Annotated in this window: 19 protein-coding genes; 11 read left to right on the forward strand and 8 right to left on the reverse strand. The window is 40.8% G+C overall.

Features of this window, described 5'->3' with window-relative positions; genetic code table 11:
* Nucleotides 1–199: 199 nt before the first annotated feature.
* Nucleotides 200–2920: a DNA polymerase I gene (gene polA / locus AAHM81_RS04070; RefSeq protein WP_342265225.1), complete on the reverse strand. Its 2721-nt coding sequence runs from the start codon at nucleotides 2918–2920 to the stop codon at nucleotides 200–202.
* Between the two features lie 19 nt (nucleotides 2921–2939).
* Nucleotides 2940–3902 carry a hypothetical protein gene (locus tag AAHM81_RS04075; protein WP_342265226.1) on the reverse strand — a complete coding sequence of 321 codons (963 nt, stop codon included), beginning with the start codon at nucleotides 3900–3902 and terminating at the stop codon, nucleotides 2940–2942.
* A gap of 296 nt (nucleotides 3903–4198) precedes the next feature.
* Here AAHM81_RS04075 and lpxB point away from each other — a divergent pair, with 296 nt between their 5' ends.
* Together lpxB and ruvX are read left to right on the forward strand one after the other, a co-directional pair.
* Nucleotides 4199–5311, forward strand: coding sequence for a lipid-A-disaccharide synthase (gene lpxB / locus AAHM81_RS04080; protein WP_342265227.1), 1113 nt, complete (start codon nucleotides 4199–4201; stop codon nucleotides 5309–5311).
* 12 nt (nucleotides 5312–5323) lie between these two features.
* On the forward strand, nucleotides 5324–5752 hold the full coding sequence (ruvX, locus tag AAHM81_RS04085; RefSeq protein WP_342265228.1) for a Holliday junction resolvase RuvX: 429 nt from the start codon (nucleotides 5324–5326) through the stop codon (nucleotides 5750–5752).
* Nucleotides 5753–6098: 346 nt separating this feature from the next.
* On the opposite strand, the gene AAHM81_RS04090 is transcribed toward ruvX, so the two are convergent.
* The 3 genes from AAHM81_RS04090 to AAHM81_RS04100 form a co-directional block, all read right to left on the reverse strand.
* Entirely contained in the window at nucleotides 6099–7181 is a 1083-nt protein-coding gene (locus AAHM81_RS04090) for a hypothetical protein (protein WP_342265229.1), read from the reverse strand.
* A 242-nt stretch (nucleotides 7182–7423) separates the two neighbouring features.
* Nucleotides 7424–8941 carry a hypothetical protein gene (locus AAHM81_RS04095; RefSeq protein WP_342265230.1) on the reverse strand — a complete coding sequence of 506 codons (1518 nt, stop codon included), beginning with the start codon at nucleotides 8939–8941 and terminating at the stop codon, nucleotides 7424–7426.
* A 740-nt stretch (nucleotides 8942–9681) separates the two neighbouring features.
* On the reverse strand, nucleotides 9682–10959 hold the full coding sequence (locus tag AAHM81_RS04100; protein WP_342265231.1) for a hypothetical protein: 1278 nt from the start codon (nucleotides 10957–10959) through the stop codon (nucleotides 9682–9684).
* Between the two features lie 379 nt (nucleotides 10960–11338).
* Between AAHM81_RS04100 and AAHM81_RS04105 the strand changes: the two genes are divergently transcribed.
* Both AAHM81_RS04105 and AAHM81_RS04110 read left to right on the forward strand, forming a co-directional pair.
* Nucleotides 11339–11518, forward strand: coding sequence for a hypothetical protein (locus AAHM81_RS04105; RefSeq protein ID WP_342265232.1), 180 nt, complete (start codon nucleotides 11339–11341; stop codon nucleotides 11516–11518).
* A gap of 438 nt (nucleotides 11519–11956) precedes the next feature.
* Nucleotides 11957–12121, forward strand: coding sequence for a hypothetical protein (locus AAHM81_RS04110; protein WP_342265233.1), 165 nt, complete (start codon nucleotides 11957–11959; stop codon nucleotides 12119–12121).
* Nucleotides 12122–12193: 72 nt separating this feature from the next.
* Here the strand turns inward: AAHM81_RS04110 and AAHM81_RS04115 are convergent, their stop codons facing one another.
* Complete coding sequence (locus tag AAHM81_RS04115; protein ID WP_342265234.1) at nucleotides 12194–12688, reverse strand: hypothetical protein; 495 nt, start codon at nucleotides 12686–12688, stop codon at nucleotides 12194–12196.
* A gap of 880 nt (nucleotides 12689–13568) precedes the next feature.
* Here AAHM81_RS04115 and AAHM81_RS04120 point away from each other — a divergent pair.
* The 7 genes from AAHM81_RS04120 to AAHM81_RS04150 all read left to right on the forward strand — a co-directional run bounded on the left by AAHM81_RS04120 (nucleotide 13569) and on the right by AAHM81_RS04150 (nucleotide 24505).
* The gene (locus AAHM81_RS04120; RefSeq protein WP_342265235.1) at nucleotides 13569–14693 is read left to right on the forward strand and encodes a Fic family protein; all 1125 of its coding nucleotides are present in this window, start codon (nucleotides 13569–13571) and stop codon (nucleotides 14691–14693) included.
* A 156-nt stretch (nucleotides 14694–14849) separates the two neighbouring features.
* Nucleotides 14850–15209 (forward strand): large conductance mechanosensitive channel protein MscL, encoded by a 360-nt coding sequence (mscL, locus tag AAHM81_RS04125; RefSeq protein ID WP_342265236.1) that lies wholly within the window; start codon nucleotides 14850–14852, stop codon nucleotides 15207–15209.
* Between the two features lie 78 nt (nucleotides 15210–15287).
* Nucleotides 15288–18029: an excinuclease ABC subunit UvrA gene (uvrA, locus tag AAHM81_RS04130; protein WP_342265237.1), complete on the forward strand. Its 2742-nt coding sequence runs from the start codon at nucleotides 15288–15290 to the stop codon at nucleotides 18027–18029.
* 234 nt (nucleotides 18030–18263) lie between these two features.
* A complete protein-coding gene (locus AAHM81_RS04135; protein ID WP_342265238.1) occupies nucleotides 18264–20381 on the forward strand; it encodes a hypothetical protein in 2118 nt (705 codons plus the stop codon).
* Between the two features lie 299 nt (nucleotides 20382–20680).
* Nucleotides 20681–23326 (forward strand): alanine--tRNA ligase, encoded by a 2646-nt coding sequence (gene alaS, locus AAHM81_RS04140; protein WP_342265239.1) that lies wholly within the window; start codon nucleotides 20681–20683, stop codon nucleotides 23324–23326.
* A gap of 130 nt (nucleotides 23327–23456) precedes the next feature.
* Nucleotides 23457–23600: a hypothetical protein gene (locus AAHM81_RS04145; RefSeq protein ID WP_342265057.1), complete on the forward strand. Its 144-nt coding sequence runs from the start codon at nucleotides 23457–23459 to the stop codon at nucleotides 23598–23600.
* Between the two features lie 728 nt (nucleotides 23601–24328).
* Nucleotides 24329–24505 (forward strand): hypothetical protein, encoded by a 177-nt coding sequence (locus AAHM81_RS04150; protein WP_342265240.1) that lies wholly within the window; start codon nucleotides 24329–24331, stop codon nucleotides 24503–24505.
* A 164-nt stretch (nucleotides 24506–24669) separates the two neighbouring features.
* Here AAHM81_RS04150 and AAHM81_RS04155 read toward each other — a convergent pair whose 3' ends face one another.
* Nucleotides 24670–25476, reverse strand: coding sequence for a glycogen/starch synthase (locus tag AAHM81_RS04155; RefSeq protein WP_342265241.1), 807 nt, complete (start codon nucleotides 25474–25476; stop codon nucleotides 24670–24672).
* Between the two features lie 235 nt (nucleotides 25477–25711).
* Entirely contained in the window at nucleotides 25712–25963 is a 252-nt protein-coding gene (locus tag AAHM81_RS04160; RefSeq protein WP_342265242.1) for a hypothetical protein, read from the reverse strand.
* Nucleotides 25964–26223: the final 260 nt, after the last annotated feature.

Genomic DNA, 26223 nt, shown 5'->3' on the forward strand with positions numbered 1-26223 from the left:
AAAAGCTATTGTGGCCGCATTCCTTTATCGGTGGCCACAAGTGCTGCGTATACCAATATTCCATGTAAAAAATGCTGTTCTACTTAATAGTCAATAATATTTATTTCTTAAGCCCGCGCTATTGCAAGGACAGATGCTACTGCATAACCTTTATACAAAATTAACCGCTAATAGGTTAAAAACAATGTGGACACGTAATTTACATAAAGTTTCGATCTTTTATAGGTGCAACTGGCTCATGTGCTTCCAACCAATTGCTGCCTATATTCCAGTTTACTTTAATGGGTACATTTTCCAGTGGCAAGGCTTGTTCCATGAGTAGCGGAATATGGTGCTGCAGGTCGGCGACTTCTGCTGCTGGTACATTAAAAACCAGTTCGTCGTGTACTTGTATAATCAGTTTGCTTTTCAGTTTATGGCTTTCTAGCCAATGGTGAATCTGAATCATAGCCAGCTTAATCATTTCGGCAGCACTGCCTTGAATAGGGGTATTGATCGCATTGCGTTCTGCAACACTGCGCAGCATGCTATTGCGGGCGTGTATATCGGGTAGTGGACGTTTTCTACCCAGTAGAGTGGTTACATAGCCATTTGCTTGGGCTTTGGCAATGGTTGTTTCCATATATCTTTTAATACCTGGAAATTCTTGAAAATAGGCAGCAATCAACTCAGCTGCTTCTTGTCTAGATAAATTGCCCATTCGTTCCGATAGGCCAAAGGGAGAAATGCCATATATGATGCCAAAGTTGGCTATTTTAGCCTTTCGACGCATTTCTTCATCTACCTCCTCTGTTTTAAAGAGTTTGCTAGCAGTGATTCGGTGGATGTCTTTGTCTGCCTGAAAGGCCATGATCATTGTGGCATCTTGTGCATAAGCTGCCATAATCCGTAGCTCTATTTGGGAATAGTCGGCAGCAAAGAGCAGCGCTCCTTTCTGGTGTGGAATAAATGCTTTGCGCAATGCGCGCCCTATGGGGGTTCTAATTGGTATGTTTTGTAAATTAGGCGCTGTAGCACTCAACCGGCCTGTAGTTACCACGGTTTGGTGATAAGTGGTATGCAGCCGCTTGTCTATCGGGTGGACCATTTTTGGCAATGCATCTACATAGGTAGAACGGAGCTTCTGCCAGCCACGGTATTCCATAATGGCTGCAATAATAGGATGCGTTTTGGTTAACTTGGCCAATACCGCTTCGCCTGTGGCGTATTGCCCTCCTTTGGTTTTAATCGGTTTTGCCTGCAGCTGCAATCTTTCAAATAATACCTCACCCAGTTGTTTGGGAGAATCAATATTGAATCTGGTTTGGGCCAATGTGTAAATCTTTTGCGTCAGATCATCAGTGGTGCACTTCATCTTTTCCCCTAGGGTGGCTAGAAAGGGCAAATCAATGGAAACCCCTTCCTGTTCCATGGCTGCCAATACTTGTACCAATGGCATTTCAACCCGGTAAAATAGGTCGGCCACGCCTTGTTCTGTTAGTGCTTGGGCAATAGTTGGGTACATTTGTAAGGCGAGGTCGGCCTGCTCGCCTACCGCTGCTTTGAGCCGCTGGGAGGTTGCTGCTGCTATATGGATTGGGTTAGGGGTATGGTCTAGATATTGTGCAGATAATGCAGCAAAATGGTGCGGTCTATCTGGTGCAATCAACGCATGCGCAATCATTGTATCAAATAGGGGAGGGGCCATGCTGAGTCCATGGCGCTGCAATACGATCAGTGTATGTTTTAAGTTATGTCCTATTTTGACCGCATCTGTTTGGTCAAATAGGGACTTGAGTAGCGATAAAAATGGTTTGGCTGCTGTTGCATCTGTAGGTATGGCTATATAGTCCGCTTGGCCAGTTTGATAAGCAAAAGCAATGCCTAATAAATCAGCCAGGTGTGCATCCATATTGGTGGTGGCTATATCAAAGGCCCATATGGTTGCTTTTTGCAGCTTTTGCATCAATGCTTGGCAGTCTGCCAGGGTCTCTATAAGGGTATAGCCTGCCTTTTGTGCTGTTTCAAATAGATTTGCTGTTTGCGTGCCAAATAGTCGCTTATTGAGTTGTCTAAATTCCAGTAGGGTAAACAGCGGCTCCAATTTGCTTCTATTGGGCCCTCGGTAATGGCATTGGTCCCAATCTAGTGTAATGGGGACATCTGTGCAAATAGTGGCCAGCTGTTTGGAAAGCAGCGCTTGGTCTGCATATTGCACGATAGCGGCTTGGAGCTTGCCCGTTAGCTGATGGCTATGTGCTAGTAAATTTTCCAGATTATCGAACTCCTTTATAAGCTTTCGAGCAGTTTTTTTGCCAATAGAGGGAATACCTGGAATAAAATCAGAGGGATCTCCTTCTAACGCTAAAATATCTTTGATTTGTGCTGGTCTAGCAATCTCCCATTGGGCCAAGATTTCTTTTTCGCCGAGTATGGTTGCGCTTTGACCATGGCTGCTGGGTTTATATAGGTAAACACCCTCTTGCACCATTTGGGCCAAGTCTTTGTCTGTGGACATGATGTAGGTAGTAGCCCCTACCGCCTTTTGGGCCAATGTGCCCAGCAGGTCATCTGCTTCATAGCCACTATAGGTTATAGATGCAATGCCAAACCCCTCTAGAATCGATTTGATATAGGGAATGGCTAGAGAGAGCTCTTCTGGTTGCGCTGGCCTGTGGGATTTATAGGCTGGAAATAGCTTGTGTCGAAAGGTTTTCTCTTTGCTATCAAAGGCAACGATCAAGTGGGTCGGCTTTTCTTTTTGTAATACCTCTACTAGGGTATTGACAAAGCCCAGTATGGCGCCTGTTTTAACACCTTGTGTGGTAGTAGGAGCTGCTTTTCCAAGGGCAAAATAGGCCCTGTAGATGAGCGACATACCATCTATTAAAAAGAGCTTTTTAGGTGAATATACTTGCTCATCGCTTTGGTTTGTGGACATATTGCAACGGTTTTATCATTTACCATGAGTCGGTAAAAAATCCACTTCCTCTGTACTCCCTGCCACCATGTGTATGGTCTAGTGTGGCATGACATCCTACTACAGGGCATTTGTTGAATCCAGGCATACATAGGCTGATGCCCACTTGCGCTACTATACCACCTGTATAATGGCTGACGCTAATCAGATGATCCGGGCTGGATGGTTCATATGCTTCTAAAAACTCATTGTATAAACAAAAACCATAAGCAAGGCGAAGGTTCCAATTCAGGTAACGCGAAAGCTGTTTTTCCCATGTACTCCCCAAATCCAAATTACGTTGGTAGACCCAATAACCCCGTTTACCTAGTTCAGAAAAGTTATAGATGCAGGGTGCCCAAGTAGTATCTATTAATACAGTATAATATTGACTATTAACTATTTTAAATCCTACTCGCAGCAAAGGGGTCCAAGTAAAATAGTAGCCATGTTCAGGTATATAGCTGAACCCTTTGGTTTCGTTATTTGGATCATCATGTAAGGCTTTGCTACCAATCCATTGGCCCGTCATGTTTTTTAAAAAAGAACATCGTATAGCTGTACCGGCGCCAATACGTAACTGGTAGAGGTCTATAGATGCCAAAAGTTGGGCGGCAAGGGTTATACCTTTTCCTGTAAAACCAAAAATCCCTTTAGGATCATAACCAATTTGTTCGGAATCATCTTTATCCTTATCCCTTTCAAAATAAATAGAAGGCGCATGGTGCCAACGTATGCGGTAGGCTTGTATCGTAGTGCCATTTATGGGTGCACCATTGATTTCCATTTCACCATCCTGTCTACCAGGGTGCATGCCACTAATATGGGTTGTATAGCTATCTGCTTTGATACAAAAGCTACTGTGTAGCTGAATGTTGTTCCAAAAGGAGTGGCTGGTTGCTTGCAATGCGGTCAATGGGGCAAGCCAAAGTAAGAAAGTTAAGCGAAACTTCAAGAGATGCATGTTTAATTTTTTTTCCTCTGCAATAGCCCTTAAAATTAGATTTTTTTACCTTTATTTCCTAATTTAAACCAGTCGATGTGCGCTATCTGCCAGTGGGTTTATGGAGTGCTTTGTGGAATGGCTGGCGTAGCATTTAACCATAGACCTTCTGCAAAAGCTATTTGAGGTGAGCAATTTTTAGGAGCAGCGCAGTCGAGCACCGCAGCATACTAGATGTATTTGAGGAGCATAGACAAGCTTCGACACCAAAATTGCCATTAGAAATAGCTTTTGCAGAAGGTCTCATAAAAATACCCATGCGTTATTATATTATTGCTGGTGAGCATTCGGGAGATATGCATGGGGCTGATTTGATTAGGCAGCTCAAAGCGATAGATGGCCATGCCGATTTTTGGGCTTGTGGAGGTGGCCAGATGTCCCAAGCTATAGGAGAGCCTTGTAGGGTAGATGGTTCAACGATGGCCTATATGGGGATAGATTTTTTAAAAAAGTGGTATACCCTATGGAAGTTGCTAAAATTTTGTCAAAAAAGCTTACTTGACTATCGGCCTGATGTAGTCATTTTAATTGACTATAGTGGTTTCAATATGCGGCTGGCTCCATTTGCCAAGCGGCATGGATTTCAAGTACACTACTATATACCGCCCAAGATCTGGGCACATGGCCGGCAAAGAATAGAAAAGATCAAGCAGTATGTAGACCATGTTTGGTCCATATTGCCCTTTGAGGCAGCCTATTACCACGCTCAGGGCTATGATGCCATCGATTATGTAGGCAATCCGCTGGTACAAAGCGTAGCTGATTATGCTATCAACCCCGATTTTAGAGCAGCAAATAAACTCGATGAGCGGCCTATTGTAGCCTTATTGCCTGGTAGTAGATTGGATGAAATTCGGCGTCTATTGCCGCTTATGGTTGCGCAAGCGGAGCATTTTAAAGCCTATCAATTTGTAGTAGCTGGATTGCGTGCCATGCCAGCCAGCTTGTATCAAGCCATATGCCCACCTACTGTGCAACTGGTTTATGACCAAACCTACGACCTAATGGCTGTTGCACAAGCCGGGGTTATTGCTTCTGGAACAGCTAGTCTAGAAGCTGCTTTGTTTGACTTACCCCAAATAGTGGTCTATAAGACCCATCCCTTCGCTTATTGGTTTTACAAATGGGTTGTCACGGTAAAACATATCTCTTTGGTCAATCTGCTTATGCATCACCCAGTTGTGCCAGAATTGATTCAATACCAACTCACTGGTAACAAGCTTTGTATTGCTTTACAGGATCTTTTATCAGGCCATGGCCGTGTCCAACAAAAAGAAGCCTATGCAGTGGTTCGCCGGTTACTAGGGCAACAACATGCTGCTGGAGCGGTAGCCAAGTGTATAGTAGCCCATACAAAACGGACGGTTTAACCCTAAAAAATAATGGAAAAAAAAACAGGTAGGATTGTAGCGATAGATTATGGACTCAAGCGGGTGGGCATTGCTGTAACCGATCCTTTACAGGTCATTGCTATGCCTTTTACGACCATAGCGACTTCTACTTTGTTTTCTTTTTTAAAGGACTATTTGCAACAAGAAAAAGTCGTCAGCTTTGTAATGGGTATGCCCAAGGGGTTAAATGGTCAGCCCTCTAAAATGAGTGGCGTAGTGGAAAGGGTTGGTGTGCAATTAAAAGCGGCATTTCCAGGGCAAACGCTCTATTACCAGGATGAGCGGTTTACCTCTAAACTGGCCATGCAGGGGCTCTATCAAGCCGGCTATTCTAAAAAGGATAGGGGGGAGAAAGGGAATATAGATAAGGTAAGCGCTGCCATTATCTTGCAGTCTTTTTTAAATGTTTATGACCGCTGATAAAGGCATTTAGCGCTGCAGCAAAAATAAGAAAACAGATGGTTTAAAGGTATCTATTCACGCCTGTGGCTCGGCCTCTTTATTTCTTTTGATAACCTTGTCTCTCCTTCAATAAAAAGTATGGCGTGGTAGTAGGATCCTTTAATATTTCGTTAGCATGCTCCCGGCATTCCTTTATTTTCTCCATTATGAAGTCGCTATCCTTTGTCTCTTTTAGTTGTGTAGTAGTTGATATTTAATCTGACAGGCAGTAAAAATTTAGAATGTATACATGTCAGTTAAATTTAGTTTGTTAGATGTGCTTTTAAGATACGTGATTTGATTATTTTTTTGAAAGACTAGTTTTTTACTTTCTTTTGCCATGTTGAGCTGAATTCTGCTTGCAATATTCTCTTTTTGCATCTTTTTCCCTATCCTGAATCTGGCTAAAGGTAGACATTAGGCTCTTGTCTGCTAAAATATTCTGGCGATCCTTAATATTAGTTGGCTTTACGGCACTTTTCGTCTCCTCCTCTTTGGGCCTCTTTTCGTCGTTGCTAGGATCACTCTTTGCTAGGTTACCTTGTGTATCATTATTTTTTTGACAAGCTTTTAAACTTTTCTCCAGGTCCTTCATCAGTTCCTCCATCAGTTCCTCCATCAATTTTTTTCCGCATTCCTTAACACTGTTTTGTATGGTATCTTGGCATGCCGGAGGCATTTTCGCTAGGATTTCTGGATCCTTGAAGTAATCAGCAATGAGTTCCCATTTTGTATTGAACTGTTCAATCGTTAAGTCGTTTAGTTGTTGACATGCAGGACCCGAAGCTATTTCGTGACACTTGTCTAGGAATTTATTAGCTTGCTTGTTCGTCTCACTAGTTTCAGGTGGAGGAGGATAATTGTCCAGGCAAGTAACAAGGTGCTCCAGTTCTTTAAGTGGTAGCGTAAGGCACCAATCCTTAACTTTCTGTTTAAAAGAGGAAAAATGATCCCCCATTCGCTTTTTTAACTTATCATCTATAGAGTTAATATCTAGTTGTTCAGCGTACAAATTGTTCTCTTTATTCTGGATTTGAGTGGATGCGTTCATCCGATATATTAGACTCTTGATGCTAGCCATTATTGCCTTTTTATAACATATTTCTATTTTGCTATCAAACAGTGTTTTGAACTTGCCCTGCAATTCCTGCAATATTCTATTTTCTGTAGTCTCGTTCGGGTCCTTTTCCTGATTTTGGTTCGGATTATTGTTCTTCTCCTCTTCCGGATTACTTTTGTTCTCCTCTTCCGGATTACTTTTGTTCTCCTCGTTCAGGGTCTCTTTGGGCTTGGGGTATCCATATGATACGCTCTGGATCTTTTCCTTCTCACTAGACTTATCACAGCTAGCCACTACACTTACTACTGTAACCAAATAAACTAAAGTTGATTTATAGGAATATTGCATATAATTTTATACTTTAATATCAAAAGCGTACCTTTTTAAAAATTGTTATTTGGTTGGTAGAATTAAGTTTAAAGAGTTGTCATAAGGATTAATCTATTATGGCCACAAAAAATGGCGTTCTATTTAATAATCAACAATATTTATGTCCTAAGTTGACACCATTGTCCGAACAGATACAAATAATTTGATGCTCAATCAAATCAAGTCCCTAAGGGTATTGTGCTACATTCCTTTATCGGTGGTTATGGTGTTTTGGGTGCTTGTTTGATATTGATAACTAGCTTAGCTATTGTGCTATTTAACTTCTCCTGATACCTCTTATGCGTCTCTTCATGTGTTGTTATGCTTTGCGTTAATTTTGGAGTAAATATTTTTATAGCCTGATCGGTGGTTTTGAAGCCATCCTGTTTTAGATTATACACCAGAAGCAGATCTTCTGGCTCTTTAAGATAACCGTAACCGAAAGCGCATTTAGCTATATCATTCGCATAGGCCTGCTCTATCTGTAATAGATTTCTTAATTCTGTGTTAGAAATCAATGTAGAATTCTTGCCTTTTAGGGCATCGTTAACCAACTGCTTTACACATGCTATAATATAAGGCGGTTGATTGGGCTGCTTAGTATATAGATCAAACAGCCTCCCCTGCTCTTCATCGGTCAATTTATTATACCACCCTTTGATATGCTCTATATATTGCTTGCAGTAATCTATGAATTGTATAATATGAGTATTCTTAGACTCCATTAAGACTATTGGGTTGCATGCCTGCTTTATTCTAAGTACTACCTCCTTCTCGGGGGATAACTGCTGTTTCGTGTTGAGCTCACTATTTGTTTCCGTTACGGCTTCATTGATGCGTTCGTTTACCGACTTTTTTAGCTCATCCATAGGGTAATTTTCTGTTCCAGCGAACATTTTTTCTGTTCGCTTTTTCTTCTCTTCTTCCCTTTGTTCCAATTCCTCCAATCTTTGGTTGGTTTTGTACAGATCATAGTCTTTAAAACCTGTTATTAAACTGATAATGTCTTTCTGGTAATTTATTACACGTTGCTTGAATGTATCTTCAATTAGGCTCCTGCTCTTCTCTATATCATTAGCATTTAGAATCAAACTACTACATTTCAGCTCGCGATTTGTAACCATGTCTGCTATTAGGTTATTAAACTTCTCCCTTGTAGGAGGGAGCCAGTTAACTTGTAGTTCATTGCATTGGTTGTGAAGAACTGTTAATACCTTGTCGCCATTGTTTTCCGGCTTATATTCGTTCTCTAGGTAATCAGTTATCTGACGAAGTTCCTCAAAGGGCAATTCAAGCAGCAAAGCTTTAGAATGATCTTTAGCCTTATTAAGATAATCTGCTATATCCTGTATACCCCCTTGTTGTTCTAGGAAACTTTTAAGGTCATTATACTCCGCATGTTCTGTTGTTGTTAGCTGCTTACAGAACCAATCTATTACACCGTTCTTAGTAACAAGAATATTTGTTACTTTTTCATTCCATACTGTTTCAAACCGCTGTCTCAATTCCTCTAATGCTACGTCTTCCTTATTTTCTTTTACTTCTTGTATGGGGGATGCTTCCGGATTATTGTTCTTCTCCTCTTCCGGATCACTTTTCTTCTCCTCGTTCAGGGTCTCTTTGGGCTTGGAGTATATATGTGCTATGCTCTTAACTGGCTCCTTCTTGCTACAGTTGTTAGCAGTCATGGTTACTACTGTCATCAAATAAACTAAGAGCGATTTGTAGGAATATTGCATATAATTTTATATTTTAAATTTAAAAGCCTAATGTTGTTAAAAACTGTTATTGGCTTATAAAAAAATTTTTGTTCAACCTTTTGGTTGCTTTGCCTTACAAGCAAAGTAAAATGACCACTGGCAATAAAGTGGCGCAGGTAACTTATGCCCTATCCAATTCAACAAAAAAGATTAGGCAAATTTATAAAAATTAATAGAAAATACCTATTATATAGCTGATTTTCTTCGCGCAAGTGGGGTATCTATTCACGTCACTGGTTAATAATGAATTTTATCCTTTATAAAAAAAGTGGGCAAAAAATCAAGCCCTCGGTAAAAAGCTGGGGCATTTTTCTGCTATGGCCATAGCGTTGAGCGCATACGCTACGTTTGGCTGAAAAAGCAAGTGGCTAATCCATTACCAGCCGCAGCGTCTCCTTCGATAAAAAAATGGCGCTCTAGTAAAACACTGACACCTGAGCGATATATTTTTCAGCCCCCACCCACACCGCGGGTTATACCCAACAGTGTGGGTTATACCCAAAAAAGAAACTTCATAGAATATAGAATGAAGTTTCTTAGAAGCGGATTAGAAAATCGTCTGTTTGAAGCCCGCTTGCGGGCTGAGTTCACGATTTTCCCGCTGAAAAAGATATCGATTCAGCTATTTACTATCGGGCCAGACTTTTTATCGAAGGAGATCAGGGGCCCAGCCACAGGCCTGAATAGATACTTTTAAAGTACTACAGTTGGTTGAGTAGCTATTGCTGAATTTTGTTCAATTCATTTTCCCATTGTTTTAGCTTGCCTTGTATGCTGTTTGTGTCGTAACTATTAAGCTTGCTTTCTAGTGCATTTTGGAATTCTTTTGGTGTTTGTGCTAGAATTGTTTGCCTCCTCATATAGGTAGCAAGCAGTTCCCACCTCTTTTTTAGCGCTTCTATTTGCATATATAAAAATGTCTTTTCTTTAGGTTCAGTAGAGGCTATATTTATTTTTGCACAATTGATTTCTAGTATCACACGGTTATGGTTCGGCGTAGATGCAGCGCAAGTTTCCAGTAAAGCAATCAGCCCTTCTAATTCGTTAGCAGGTAATCTAAGACACCAATCTTGAAGACTCTCTAGATAGGCAGTATAATAATCCGCTAGTTGCTGATAACCATCTAGTGATATATGGTATGCCTTGTATGCTTCATTGAATCCTGGCAGCTTATTTATGATCTCTTTGATGGTACGCATGACATCATCCTTATAGTTATAACCAATTTTTACATTGCTATTGTATACCATTTTGAACTTTTCCTGCAGTGGCTTTTGGAGTGCTTCGCTTAAATCTTTTATGCGCTTGTTGTCACCTTCAATATACTGTTGGTTTACCGCTGTTATTGATTGGTGAAATTCTTGTGGTATTTCCTTTAGGGTTGCTGGATTGTTCCTGCAAGCAATAAGGAGCGGCACTCTGTCTTTTTCGTATTGATACCATACCTTTCGCAACTCTTGCCTTATATCGTCTCCAATTTCTTGCTGCAATTTCTGCAATTCCTGCAACTCCTGGCTGATATCGTATTCGGTTGATTGCGGTCCAATAAGATACCCACTTAGAAAGTTTTTTAATCCACGCTCACCCTTTTCTATGCTAGCAACCACTAGCTCCAATTGCTTATAGGGCAATCTAAGGCACCATTCCTTGAACTGCTGTAGAAAAAGCCCATATAGTTCTACTAGTTGTGTTACCTCAGGGAGATTATTCTTAAGGATAAGACCGCATAATTGGTTGCGCAATTGATTTTGCCGTTCTATGGATAATTTGGGTATGGTTACCATATATTCAGTTAGGATATTTAGTATGTTCTGTTGAGTATTAGTCATTTTTTGTTCCCATAGAACTTTGACCTTTTCCTGTGCTAGATGCTGTTGTGCAGCTTCGCTTGGGTTACTTTCTGCAATTTCCATGGATGAAGTTTCATCTCCATCTTTACAACTTGTAAATAAGATTGTGGACAAACAGAGCACAGTCGCTGTATAAGAATGTTTCATATAATTTTATAATATCAAAAAAGCTAACATAGATACTACTGTAGAGGTGGTTATTGCTTTATTTAAAAAAATGCATGAGCATGCACTACTATATAATTAGCTTCTTTTTGATCATATTTGATGCAAACAAAAGACATGATCGGCGATTCCTTAAGCTAAGGCTCCGACAAATTTATAAAAAAATGCATAGAAGATATATCTTCTATGCATTTTTTCGATCTGATACTGATCTTTTTGAGTACTTATCGATTATATGTAGCTTTATACACTATAAAAATCAAGCAAGTTACCAAGCTGATTGCATAAGCTGTAATAATTCGTATCTATTCACGTAACTGGTTAATAATGAATTGTATTTCACTTTATTCTTGATAAAAAAGTGGACAAAAAATCAAGTTCTGGGCAAAAAGTTGGGGCATTTTACTGCTATGGCCTTAGCGTTAAACGCATACGCTACGTTTGGCTGAAAAAGCAAGTGGCTAATCCATTGCCAGCCGCCGCGTCTCCTGCGATAAAAAAATGGCGCTCTAGTAGACCTCTTGCAAAACCTACTTTGTGATGAGCAATTTTTAGGAGAAGTGTAGTCGAGCACCGCAGAATACTTAATGTATTTGAGGAGCATAGACAAGCTTCGACACCAAAATTGCCATTAGAAATAGGTTTGCAAGAGGTCTAGTAAAACACTAACTCCTGAGCGATATCTTTTTCAGCGGATTAGAAAATCGTCTGTTTGAAGCCCGCTTGCGGGCTGAGTTCACGATTTTCCCGCTGAAAAATATATCGATTCAGCTATTTACTATCGGGCCAGACTTTTTATCGAAGGAGATAAGGCGGCCAGCCAGAGGCATGAATAGATACAATAATTCGATGGTTTTGTCTTAGCTATGTTAGCTAGCATCAGTGATCGATACTACATACGCTCCAATAGAGAAAGTGCTTTTGGGGGAAGAATGTAGCAAAGCTTGCACTACAACAAATTCAAGCCCAAGCCTACCATATGGAGTTATTGAATTACCCTTATATAGATGAAGTAGTGGAATGCGGTGTTGCCTTTTCAGAGAAATCGGTTGTAGCGGCTTACGCTACTTATGACCTGCTTCATAAGCAGGCTGGAGTGATTATGTTAACTGCTCAATATAGCCAGGAAGAGTGGGAGGAGTAAATCCATATGTTCTAATTGATTCTATGTTGATCAGAAAGTCAGCCTGGCTGACGTGTAGTTCGGATCGATTTTCTATTGAATTTTTTTCATCATTCTGTCTATGGCTTTGTTTAGCATTGTCTTTTTGGCCTTCTTACGCACTTCTTCACGGTCTTTCTCTGGCATTTCCAGAGGAAATATTGTTAGGAGATCTTCTTGCATTTCCTCTGGAAATCCCTCTAAGCTTCCTGGTTGTCGTATCCACTTAGCAAAATATTGCCAAAGTATCTCAACTAGTTTAACTTGGCATTTAACCGGTTCTTCTATGTTGTTAACATATGAATCATCAGCTTGCCGCCGCTCGTTGCGCTTCTGATTGCACTTATTATATAGTTCTATTAAAAACTCTTTATTGCTTTCGAAAAACTTCTCTGCTACTTGACGCCACTGCTGATCTTCTTTTTCTTTGAAACACTCTACGATTGTTGATTGTAGTTCCTGTAGCTTCTCTTCGTTACTATGAGTTTCACTTTGTGCATCCTGCTGCTTATCAATATGATTAGTGCCAACTGCACACCTAGCTCCCATACATGTTACGAGACACAATAAGGTGGCTTTATAGAAATATTGTATGCGACTTTTCATTTTTTATTTTTGACTATTATGTTTCAACAATAGTTAAAAATTTTATAAAAGGCAATTGCTAGTAAGTGCACGTTCAATGGCGTTAACTTAAGGAATTTGTCTTATTTTTACCTGATTATAAGTATCTATTCACGCTTGTGTCTGTGCCCCTTATCTCCTTCGATAAAAAGTCTGGCCCGATAGTAAATAGCTGAATCGATATCTTTTTCAGCGGGAAAATCGTGAACTCAGCCCGCAAGCGGGCTTCAAACAGACGATTTTCTAATCCGCTGAAAAAGATATCGCTCAACTGTTAGCGTTTTACTAGAGCGCCATTTTTTATCGAAGGAGACGCGGGGCTGGTAATGATAAGAAAAGCTATTGTGGCCGCCGATAAAGGAATGCGGCGCTTCAGTAAAGCGGAAGTCTTTAAACAATCTATTGTTCAGCGGATTAGAAAAACAGCCTGTTTGCAGCCCACGAAGTGGGCAAGTTCTGTTTTTCCCGCTGAACAATAGATTGTTTCATTGCCTTTACTGCGCGCCAAATCTTTTATCGGTGGCCATAAGTGCTGCGTATACCAATACTCCATGTAAAAAATGCTGTTCTATTTAATAGTCAATAATATTTATCTCTTAAGCCCGCGCCATTGAGTGCACGTTCAATACCTTTACTGCGCGCCCAATCTCTTATCGCCAGTCATACACGGGGAGGTATATGGACTACCCATATTTCAAAATAGCAGGTTAAGCTGAAATAAATTCATTATTTTGCACCATTTATTTCAAGATACCGCTCTATACTGAATAAGTTATTTAGCCAAATTACCCAAGCAACAAAGATCATGCGCACAATAGGTATATATCAGTCATTGGGCGGCCTAGATTATTTTATGCCCCATCCATTGCCACCTAAAGATCCGCCCCTAACATTTGATGCAGCTATCATGGTGTTATATGGGGAGGCTAGTTTTGCCTTAGGGCAACTCAATGAAATGAGTCAGCGTTTGCCCGATATCAATCGATTTATAAAAGCTTATGTCATCAAGGAGGCACTCTTGTCTTCTGCTATTGAGGGGATTCATACTACATTTATAGATGTCTTAACCCATTCTTTAAATCCATCACAGCCAGACAAGAATGTTCAACTTGTGCTGAACTATACCAAAGCTTTGGATAAGGCATTAACGATGTTAACCAAGGAAGGGTTCCCGTTGGCTACTCGGGTTATTTTGGCTGCACATAGGCTGCTGCTCTCCAACGGAGAGGGAGATAAAGCTGCTCCAGGTTGCTACCGTAAGCAAGCAGTACAGGTTGGCAGTCTGATTCCACCAATTGCCTCAGAAGTGCCCAATCTTATGGCTGCGTTAGAAGCGTATATCCATGAAGTCGATGGCATACCAGCGCTTATTAAAGCAGGGTTGGTTCATGTACAATTTGAAATGATTCACCCCTTTTTAGATGGAAATGGACGAATAGGAAGATTATTGATTGTATTGATGTTAATGGATCAAGATCTCCTACATTTACCTATTCTCTATCCTTCCTATTATTTTAAAAAATACCATTTGGACTACTACCAAAAGTTAGATCGAGTGCGAACAGCTGGTGATTTTGAAGGTTGGATGGTCTTTTATTTAAAAGCTATAAGAGATAGTGCCAGAGATGGCTATACAAGAGCCAAGGCAATAGAGCAATTGGAAATCAGCTTACAAAAGACTATTCAACAAGATGCAAGATTTGTAAAAATCAGAGAAACAGCAGCTACTGTTTTAAACTTTTTGTTTATACAACCTATTACTACGATTGTTGAAATGAGCCAAGCTACAGATAAAGCATACAACACAATCAGTAATATATTTAAGCCATTTGTCGCATTGGGTATTCTAGTGGAAGAAACCGTGTATAAAAGGAATAAAATCTATCGCTTTCAACCCTATCTTACACTTTTGGAAAAAGAATATGTCTAGTTTATGATTTAAGTGAGCATAGACCAGCTTCGATACCAGCATGGCTATTATGAAATGGGTTTTGAAAAAGGTCTAATGTTGTATCTATGATGCAATACCACTATATTCCATCTAGTTGGTTGAAAGTGACATAATCACACTAATTGTAATCGGGTCATGAGCTTTATAAAAGAATTTAAAAAATTTGCTATGAGGGGCAATGTAGTAGATTTATCTGTAGGGGTTATTATGGGTGGTGCATTTGGTAAGATTGTTACTTCTATAGTAGAAGATTTGGTTATGCCTATGATCAATCCATTATTGATAACCGAGCGGAATTGGCAATCCATACAAATTGGTCCTGGTATTAAAATTGGCCATTTTGTTGCAGCTGTGCTCAACTTTTTAGTAATTAGCTTGATCATATTTGCCATGATACGGCTCATACATAGACTGAAAAAATCAGAGGCAAAAGCTGAAGTTCCTACCGTTACTGAAAAGCTTTTGATAGAGATAAGGGATGCACTAAAAAAATAGTAGGAGATAACATTCATGCACTTTTTAAACTTAGATAGCCTCAATCCCAAAGATTTTATTATTATAAGGGGTGCTAAAATGCACAACCTTAAAAACATCAATGTAGCCATTCCACGCAATCAGCTGGTAGTAGTGACTGGGTTATCTGGTTCTGGAAAGTCTTCTTTGATTTTAGATACCCTTTTTGTAGAAGCCCAGCGTATGTATATAGAGAGTGTCAGCGCCTATGCGCGGCAGTTTCTAGGTAAAATGGAAAAGCCCGCGGTCGATTCTATTCAAGGCCTTTCTCCAGCTATTGCCATTCAGCAAAATGTTGCCAACAAAAATCCCCGCTCTACGGTAGGTACGCTCACAGAGCTTTGTGACTATCTCCATCTGCTCTATGCCCGCATCGGTACCACCTATTCTCCGATCAGTGGGCAACAAGTAACAAAACATAGCGTTTCTGATGTAGTGGATTACATTCAACAACAGGCGGATGGCACTAAGACATTGATCCTTTATCCCATAACAGTAGCCGATCAAGAGGCTTTAAGACAGAAGTTAAAAGTTGAGCAGGGCAAAGGGTTTACCAGAGTCATGCAGGGCGGCGTTCTCTTTTATATCGAGGAGCTATTAGCCGGCAAAGCAGTGTTGTCCTTAGACCAGCCTATTTATGGATTGGTAGACCGCATTATAGTAAAAAAAGAAGACCGGGACAACCAATATAGAATAGCCGATTCTGTTCAAGTAGCCTTTTTTGAAGGGATGGGCCATGCTGTTGTAGAGCTGGTTGGGTTAGGCCAGCAGTCTTTTTCAGATCGATTTGAGCTAGATGGCATGCAGTTTGCCTTGCCTACCGTTTCTTTTTTTAGTTTTAATACCCCCCATGGTGCTTGTAAAGCCTGTTCAGGGTTAGGCAAGCTGATTGGCATAGATCCCCATAAAGTAGTACCCAATCCAGCACTTTCTATAATAGAAGGCGCTATAGCCCCTTGGAATGGACCTACTATGTCTAGGTGGTTGGCCCCTCTTTTGGCTGCACATAAAACCTTTCATTTCCCCATTGATGTCCCCTATAGTAGCTTGACTCCCGACCAGCAAAAACTTTTATGGCAGGGCAGTGGCGATTTTATAGGCATTGATCGATTTTTTGATTTTTGCGCCAGTCAAACTGATAAAATACAATATCGGGTTTTGCTATCCCGTTACCGGGGTAAAACCCCATGTCCTGCTTGTCGGGGCAGCCGTGTGCGTTCAGATGCCCATTATATTAAAATAGACCACCATTCTATCATTGACCTATTGTTGATGCCCATTCAGGATCTCATTCCTTTTTTTGATCAATTATCCCTTACAGCCCGGCAGGCAGCTATTGCCCAAAGAATTCTAGTAGAAATTAAAAACAGGCTTCGTTACCTGGTCCAGGTAGGATTGGGCTATTTAACCCTTAGTAGGCCTGTTACCACCTTATCTGGCGGTGAGCATCAACGGATTAAATTGGCCACTGCCTTAGGGAGCCCCCTTTTTGGCACCATTTATATTTTGGATGAACCTACCATTGGGCTCCATCCCCGTGATACCGATCGATTGGTGCAGCTCCTCTTAGATTTAAAAAACCAGGGCAATACCGTTATTGTTGTAGAGCATGAAGAATTGGTCATGCGTGCTGCTGATTTACTTATTGAGATAGGGCCCCAAGCAGGTGCTGGTGGTGGTAGATTGGTCTTTCAGGGAACCTTTCCATCATTGTTGCGAACTACTACCCATACAGCACAATATCTTAATGGCACCGCTTCCGTTGCATGGCCCAACCGCAGACGTTCTTGGCGCCATAGTTTGCGTATTAAAGAAGCTAGCCTCCACAACCTCCAGCAAGTTTCCGTTACCATTCCGCTCAATGTATTAACTGTTGTCACAGGAGTCAGCGGATCCGGCAAGTCCACTTTAATCAAAGAAGTCTTTTATCCCGCCTTGGTGCAACAGTTGACCAAGCCCTCAGCCGTTTTAGGGTTACCCGTTGCTGCCGCTACGCTGCTCGAGGGTGACCTCAGTTGTATTTGCGCCGTAGAGCTGGTCCATCAAAACCCGTTAGGAAAATCTTCCCGTTCCAATCCAGCCACCTATTTAGCCATTTATGATCCTATTCGAGAGCTTTTTGCCCAAACCGATCTAGCCCGTTCCCGCCATTACCAGACCGGTCACTTTTCTTTTAACTCAGAAAAAGGCCAATGTCCCATTTGTCGCGGTGAGGGTCAGTGCAAGATAGAAATGCAGTTTATGGCAGATATTTATCTGCCCTGTGAAGGCTGCAAGGGAAGCCGCTTTAAGGCAGAGATAGCCGATGTCACCTATTCTGGCAAGAACATAGCCCAAGTACTCAGCATGACTGTAGACGAGGCGTTGGTATTTTTTCGCGGCCATCCTGTTATTTTACATAAGTTAAAGGTATTGCAACAAGTAGGATTGGGCTATATACAATTGGGTCAATCTTCCAGTTCATTAAGTGGCGGAGAGGGGCAGCGGCTTAAGTTGGCCTATTATTTAGAAAAAGAGCTGGCAGATCAATCCATATTGTTTATATTTGATGAGCCCACTACTGGGCTCCATATGCATGACGTAGCGCAGTTGTTAAAGGCGATGCATGCTTTAATCCATCAAGGCCATACCGTAGTCGTTATTGAACACAATACCGATGTAATGAAAAGTGCAGATTGGCTTATTGATATGGGCCCTGATGGGGGCAAGCAAGGCGGTAAAGTCGTATTTACCGGCACGCCAGAGGCATTGATCCAAGAAGATGGGAACCATACCGCCCATTATTTAAAACAAAAAATGTAATAAATAGTTGCATGTTATTTTTTTTTATGTTATTATTGTAGCAAATTTAAAGGCTTCCTACAAAGCTACCAATAGGTGTGTAGGTAACTGCAGCTAAGGTGGTATATTTGGATGGTGTTTGGTTATATGTTATTTTTGTGTAAAAGCCCATTGTAGCAGTGTATCGTTAAGTGTTTTAACGGTTAAAAATAGTTAACTTAATAAGTAGTTTCTTAATCAATAAATTGAGTAAAAATGGTTTATAAAAAAATTGGAGATAAAATTCCTTCTTTATCCAGCCTGCTCTTGGCTGGAGCATTGTTTACTGCTGGTAAATGTAAGAGTGGTGACCCTGACTCTGGGGTTAAGGACGATCCGAGTATGTTAGAAGGTGATACTTCTAAGCCTGCAGGCAAACAAGAGGAAGCTGATAATACTGGTCAAAAGCTTAGTTCGCATCTTGCAGAGGCAGTTCAAGCGTTTAAAAGGGCCCTTATCAATTGTTCAGGTTTAAGTCACTTAGCAGGTGAGAAAAAACCATTGTCTTATGATCTAGTTGACTTTAAAGGCAAGGATAATAAGGAGATGGCTGAAAAAGCTAAGGGTCTATTGATTAGTCTCCATGATGAGAATGTTGCCGCATTGGCTTATCCTAAGGGCTTGAAGAGTGCTTTTGCTGCTCTACAGGAGCTTGTTAAGAAGAAGGCCTATGCTAAATATCCTTATGCATATGCTCTGTCTATCCGAGAAATTCCTGTACACTGGGGGGGGCTACATGGTATTTATTCGGATATGGTGAAAAAAATTACCAGTTGTATGCCACAGGATAGCTTGAGTTTTTTAATCGAAAAAGTCGATGCATTAATGAAAAGTGCAAATGAAATTTTTGTGTCTTCTAAAGAATTTGCAGATAATCCAACAAAAAAACATGAACTCCTTAAAGGTCCTAGATTTGTTAGGTTGTTGAATGGTAGAAGTAGACAAGGCAGTTCTTATCCTGAAGTTCCTATCTTATTCAACAAGCCGACATTATCCAAGTTGTGGGTTAAGTTTAAACCAGAAGAGTTTCCTAAACCGGATCTAGACAATGCTCGTGCAGGTGATGTTTTAAATAAAAGAGGGGCTGCTATACTAACATGGAAAGTAGAAGGTGGTGAGAATCAAGATACTATGCTTCCAGTTGTCGCTATTGCTAATCACATGAATGGTGCTGATAATGTATTGAAGCAAAAGTTCAAGCATGTTGCTGGTACCGATACGGATATTGTACCAAATGACTGCTTTGAAACGATTGCTACCCCTACTAATAACTCTGGATTTAACTCACAAGCTGCTATAGTGAAAGAGAATATAAGTTTTGGTCAGCTTTTCTTTTCGATTTTTAAGGGGAATTCGAAGGGAGATTGCGTTCTCCTAGAACCTTCTTCTCACGCAGACGACACTGTAAAGGTTACTACCGATAATGAAAAATACCAGTATTGGATAGATGCATCTCAGAAAGAGTTAGGTTATTTTGCTGATTGTTTGGGTAAACATATTAATTCGAATAATGAACTAAAAGAGTTATTTGTTATTCCTGATGTTAGTCGCCTTGAGGATAACCTACTAAATGGTATATTCCCTGATAAGCCAGCAAATAGTGGCTTCGGCGCTGTACCAGCAACACAGGATGTAAAGGATTCAACTGGAGCAGTTGTAGTTCAGGGTAAGCCAGGAACACTGGGTCAAAGTAGTCAATCCGTGCAGTTGTTGGAGAATATTTTGAGTGTTTTCTCGAGCAATCAAATAACTACTGGAAGCCCAGCTCAATTGTTGCAAAAAATTGGCGAATTGGCGAAGCTGGATCAGAATTCACAAGCACTAGGGGCAGATTTGACTTTTGAGCAGCGAGTCTGCATTGGCCTTGCTAAGAATATCCAATCAGCATCATTCCTTACTGATACTAGCGATGGATCAGCAAAAAATATTGTAGATAATGTAACTGCCTTCATTCAAGCGGCATCAAGCTATGCAATTCTGGTATCTAAATCAGGGACCTATGCTCCTACTCAAAATACTAAATTGATCGCCGCAGCTATTCATAAATTTGATGAGCAACTAAAGATAAAGAATAATAGTGCTTCTGTTTCTTATCACGACCTTGAAAAGGCTGCTACAGGTTTTCAAATTGAGCAAGTTCGTCAATGTTTCATAAGTGATTGCAAAGCACTTAAAGGTGTTATTGCAGCTCGTGTGGAACCTCTTATTGAGAGACCTCTTAATCAGAAAGTAAATTATATAGCTGAGCTCCCTGATGTACAGGGGCTTTCTGAAGCTTATTATTCAAATCTTGATGAAGTAAGGAAAAATTATCATAATAAAGAAGGGAAGTAAAATCTTTTGGTTTTTATTCTATCTTTTTAGATTAAGTGTTCCAAAATGGGGGCTAGCTTTTGCTGGCTCCCATTTTTTTTATATTAAGCTAAACACAATAAGATATTATTCTTTTGTAAATTGTATTAAATGATACAACTAGGTTTCTAACCTTATTGGTTGCTTCTATTTTAGTGAGTCTCGAGGCTGCGCTCTATGACTTGTAAGCAAGATGGATCTGACTCAAGCAGCCATTCTATCCTATATGGTGATCATATAGCTATTTCCACAATCAAGCCCTTATTTCCCGTAAGTTATCAATGCAATCCAAACTTATAAGAGAAAAATTTCTCCAGTTTTTTATACAAAAAGGGCACGGGCATCAACCCAGAGTGCCTATTGTAGGCAAAGAGGATCCTTCTTTGCTTTTTGTGAATGCGGGTATGAATCCCTTTAAGGATATCATTCTAGGCAATCAACCGATTGCTACGCCGCGTGTGGTTACCGTACAGCCTTGTTTGCGTGTATCTGGTAAACACAATGACCTGGAAGAGGTGGGGGTGGATACCTACCACCATACTTTCTTTGAAATGTTGGGCAATTGGTCCTTTGGGGACTATTTTAAAGAAGAGGCCATAGCCTGGGCATGGGAATTGCTCACAGAGGTCTATCAGCTGCCTAAGGAGCGTATCTATGTGACCATATTTGGAGGGGATCAGCAGGATGGCTTGGAACAAGACAATGAAGCTGCGGCTATTTGGACAAAATACCTTCCTGCAACCCATATCCTTTCCTGTGGCAAGAAAGATAATTTCTGGGAAATGGGTGAACAGGGGCCTTGTGGGCCTTCTTCTGAGATCCATATAGATATTCGTTCGGATGCCGAACGCGAAGCGCTACCGGCTGCCCAATTGGTAAACAAAGACCACCCCCAGGTCATAGAAATCTGGAACCTAGTATTTATGCAATACAACCGACAGGCTTCTGGTAAATTGGTTGACCTGCCGCATAAACATATCGATACCGGTATGGGCTTTGAACGGTTGGCAATGGTATTGCAAGGCAAAACATCCAACTATGACACCGATATTTTTACGCCCCTGATAGCAAAAATAGAAGAGATTTCTGGTAAAGCCTACGACCAAAATGAAGCTAATAGACCTCTTCCGAATTCAATAGCCATGCGCGTGATCGCCGACCACCTCCGCGCAGTAGCCTTTGCCATTGCGGATGGACAAGCCCCTGGGAATGTCAAAGCGGGTTATGTGATACGCCGTATTTTACGTAGGGCCATTCGCTATGGATATAGCCATTTGGCCATACAAACCCCTTTTATGCACCAATTGGTTCCTGTCTTGGTGGCACAAATGGAAGGAGTCTATCCAAATCTGACTGCGCAACAACACTATATTGCACAATGCATTCAAGCTGAAGAAACTGCTTTTTTAAAGACATTGGCTACTGGGTTGCAGCTCTTTAATCAGCTTGACCCAAGTAAGATCCATCAAGGAGTCATAGATGGCCGTGTAGCCTTTGAACTCTATGATACCTATGGCTTTCCTTTAGACCTTACCCTATTGATGGCTAAAGAGAAGGGACTCATGATAGATGAAGTGGGGTTCCAAGAGGCACTCCAAGAACAAAAAAGACGCTCTCAAAAAGATGCTGCCGTCAGCCAAGGAGATTGGCAACTGGTCAACACAGCGGTTCAACCCCGTTTTGTAGGCTATGATCAATTGGTTGTAACCACCTCTATTGTACAATGGCGCACCATTACCAACAAACAGGGAACTGCTTACCAATTGGTATTGGAAGCAACTCCTTTTTATCCAGAAGGGGGAGGGCAAGTAGCGGATGCAGGGATAATTAGACCTCTTTCGGATCTATCTGGTGACCAGGCCATTGAGGTGTCAGATGTACAAAAAGAACATGGGCTAATCGTGCATACCGTTCAACGGTTGCCTGCTGATCTGAAAGCGCCTATAGAGGCGCGTGTGGATCCGGTCAAACGTACTTTGGCAACGGCTAACCATACTGCCACACATCTGCTTCAGGCTGCTTTAAAACAGGTGATTGGGGACCATGTGGTCCAAAAGGGTTCTTTGGTAACACCAAGCCTATTGCGATTTGATTTTGCCCATCCTACTAAGTTGTCTGTTGCACAAATAGAAGCGGTGGAAGCTATTGTCAATCAAAAGGTTAGGGAAAATATTGCCTGTATAGAACAACGTGATGTGCCACTCGAAGCAGCCAAAGCGATGGGTGCAGCGGCGCTATTTGGTGAAAAATATGGTGCGGCAGTACGGGTGATTACTTTTGACCCAGCTTACTCTATAGAGCTTTGTGGGGGTACCCATTTGCCTTTTACAGGACAAATTGGTTTTTTTAAGATCATCCATGAAACCGCTATAGGTAGCGGCATACGCAGAATAGAAGCGTTAACGGCTAGTAGTGCCCACCAGTTTGTAACCCAACAATCTACTACTTTAACCAGTATAGCTGCATTACTCAAACAGCCTAAAGATTTGGTGCAGGCAGTAGACAAGCTGGTCCATGAAAAAAAACAGCTACAGAAGCAATTAATGGCCTACCAGGCCAGAGCTATAGAAGAGGCCACGAAGGCACTCCAATTGGAACAGGTTGGTGATGTTTATCTGGTGGTACAAGCTGTGGAGTTGCCCCATCCCCATGCACTGCAACAGATTGCAAGGCACTATAAAAACCAATATAAAAAAATAGTTATACTGTTGGCTACTACCTTTGAACAGCAGGCCCACCTGATGTTGATGGTATCAGAGCGATTAGAACAATACAACGCCCATGAGATGATGCAATCCATTGCGCCGCTTATTGGAGGCAAGGGAGGCGGTCAACCTTTTTTTGCCACTGCAAAAGGCAATAATCCTGCAGGTATATCAGCTGCATTAAAAGCAGCAAGCAGCATGCTTACCATGCCAACTGCATAAAACCCAACTACCACTCCGTATCTATTCACGTCACTGGTTAATAATGAATTGTATTCCACTTTTTTCTTGATAAAAAAGTGGACAAAAAATCAAGCCCTCGGCAAAAAGTTCCGGAACCCACCCCTTACAGATGGAAAAACAGAAGTCGCCCGCTACGCGGGCTTCAAAGGAATCTGTTTTTCCCAATCATCTGCAAGGGGTGGCTTCTATTTCGAAACTTTTTACAGGGGCATTTTATCACTATGGCCATAGTGTTGAACAGATACGAAAATAAAGTGAAAAATTTTTGTCCGAATTATTCAGTCCAGTATACTACCATATATGGAGGGAATTTTTTACATACTCAACTAACCGGTTATTACTATCAAGGATTATATATGTTAATACTAAGTCTAGGTAGTCCACTTAGATTTTATTTAGCCTCTCGGTTCATTATTGTTAGAATGAAAGAGTGGCTAGGAGATTATTCCATTGCTGAATCGGAAGTGTTCACTAAACCATATGCGTCAAGTTAAGGATTAAGTGATATTTCTTGTAGTCTATTTAGGCTAGAGATTCGGGTCTTTCTATACTTCTTTCAGGCAAAATCTTGACCAGTCCAATACTAACTTTTTAAAGAACATTAGTAAACTATTTAACGTTTTATTCAGAATAACAAATGCATCTATTCACCACTGTGGCAGAAAATACGTTTTTTCTAGCTTTTCGTGAGTATCCATTCATCACTGTGATTACGTTTTTCTGAAAAAGCAAATAGTTGACCAAGTACCCGTCCGGCGTCTCCTTCGATAAAAAATGGCGCTCTAGTAAAACACTAACAGCTGAGCGATATGTTTTTTAGCGGATTAGAAAATCGTCTGTTTGAAGCCCGCTTGCGGGCTGAGTTTACGATTTTCCCGCTAAAAAACATATCGATTCATCTATTTACTATCGGGCCAGACTTTTTATCGAAGGAGATAAGGGGCCCAGCCACAGGCGTGAATGGATACACCACTCCAGCTTATGTCCGCCGATAGAAAAATGGTATCCATGCATCACTATGGCTACGTTTGGCTGAAAAAGCAAGTGGCTAATCCATTACCAGCCGCCGCGTCTCCTTCGATAAAAAAATGGCGCTCTAGTAAAACACGAACACCTGAGCGATATCTTTTTCAGCGGATTAGAAAATCGTCTGTTTGAAGCCCGCTTGCGGGCTGAGTTCACGATTTTCCCGCTGAAAAAGATATCGATTCAGCTATTTACTATCGGGCCAGACTTTTTATCGAAGGAGATAAGGGGACCCAGCCACAGGCGCGAATAGATACGATTTGTGTAGTGGGGCCAGTAAGTAATATGCGGATCCGTTATGTAGCAGAGAGCAGTCGGTTGTAAACGGCCCAGTATCCTTCGTGATATTGATCGTCGTTTTCAACCCATGGCAGCTCGTTTTCTTTGAATAAATCTTCGAACTCAACTGCATCAAGTGGTTCGCCGCGTAATACCAGATCCGAATGGTCCATAGCAAGCTGAATGATGTTGCGAAAACCACCAGGGGTTAACCATACTACATCTTCTTGGGCAATTCCTGCCTTTACTATTTTTTCTGCCAGACAAGGAAAATGATGCGAAAAGGCATTATTATAAATGGTAAAAACCAACTTGGCTTTTCTAAACAGTGGATGGTCCTGATAGAGCTTCCTCCAAAAAATAGGTATAAGACCAGTTATCCAATCATGACAATGTACAATGTCTGCTTCCCACTCTAATTTTTTAAGCGTTTCCATTACACCTGTGCAGAAAAAAATCATACGCAGGTCGTTGTCTTCAAAAAAATTATTGTTGTGGTCTTCAAAAACCGACCTCCTGCGCCCAAATAGATCATCGTTGTCTACAAAATAAACCTGTAGCCGTGTGCTGGGTATGGTACTTACTTTTACAGAAATAGAATGGTCTGCATCATTTATGGAAACAATAGAGCCTGACAAACGCAATACTTCGTGTAACCTATTCATACGGTCGTTAATGGTACCAAACTTAGGCACTACAATCCGTACATCAATCTGTTTGCTTTGCATGGCTTCAGGTAGCTTGCGTACACAATTTGATACAAGAGAGGTCTCCAAAAAAGGAGATATTTCACTTGCAACATATAGTATCCTTTGTAAAGACATGATGGAAGATACTTTTTTTTTAATAATTTAATATAGGCACCTTAGCAAACAGACTCTAAATATAATCATTTTTTCTCTTTTTTAAAAGATACTCATGATCAATATTTTTTTGCTTTAATGCCTTTATATAGCTATAGATGGGCTGGTTAAAAAATCACTGCAAACCTATGCTTAAAGGTGGAAAATCTGCCTTTACATGTGTAGGCAACTGCGTTGATTGGTTCCTTTATTTTTGCTAAGGGTAGTTTTGGTCTGCCATGGCTTCTTCATAAGAAGGAGGTGGTTCGATAGCTTTTTCATAAGTAGGAGGGAGGGCAACTTGTGTAGAAGGAAGCGGCGGCGCGTTAGCACCTTTATAAGGGGAAGTCGATGGTGCTATTGGCACTACTGGAACCTTTCTTGTTTCCTCTTTTTTTCCTAACCGTAGGCAGTTACAATTGAGGAATAACAACAATACTGTACACATGGTACCAATGTTTAAGAACATATCTTCTTATTTGTGGGTTATTTATATGGGTAATATCTTTGATCTTTTTATATCTTATCCTTTAAAAGGTTTAAATTGCTTGTTGAGCTTCTATATAATAGTACTTTTTGAAAAAAAAACCAAGAGGTGTGTTGTGTAAAAAAATTATGTATAGCCATAAGATGAATCTGCTGCCTTGCTTTCGTGATGCGTTTAACGATATTCATTTTAATATATGGTTTCCATAAAAGTAGCATGCGCATCCCTTTTGGCTACTAGGG

The organism is Cardinium endosymbiont of Philonthus spinipes (assembly GCF_964030745.1).
Classification (GTDB): domain Bacteria; phylum Bacteroidota; class Bacteroidia; order Cytophagales; family Amoebophilaceae; genus Cardinium.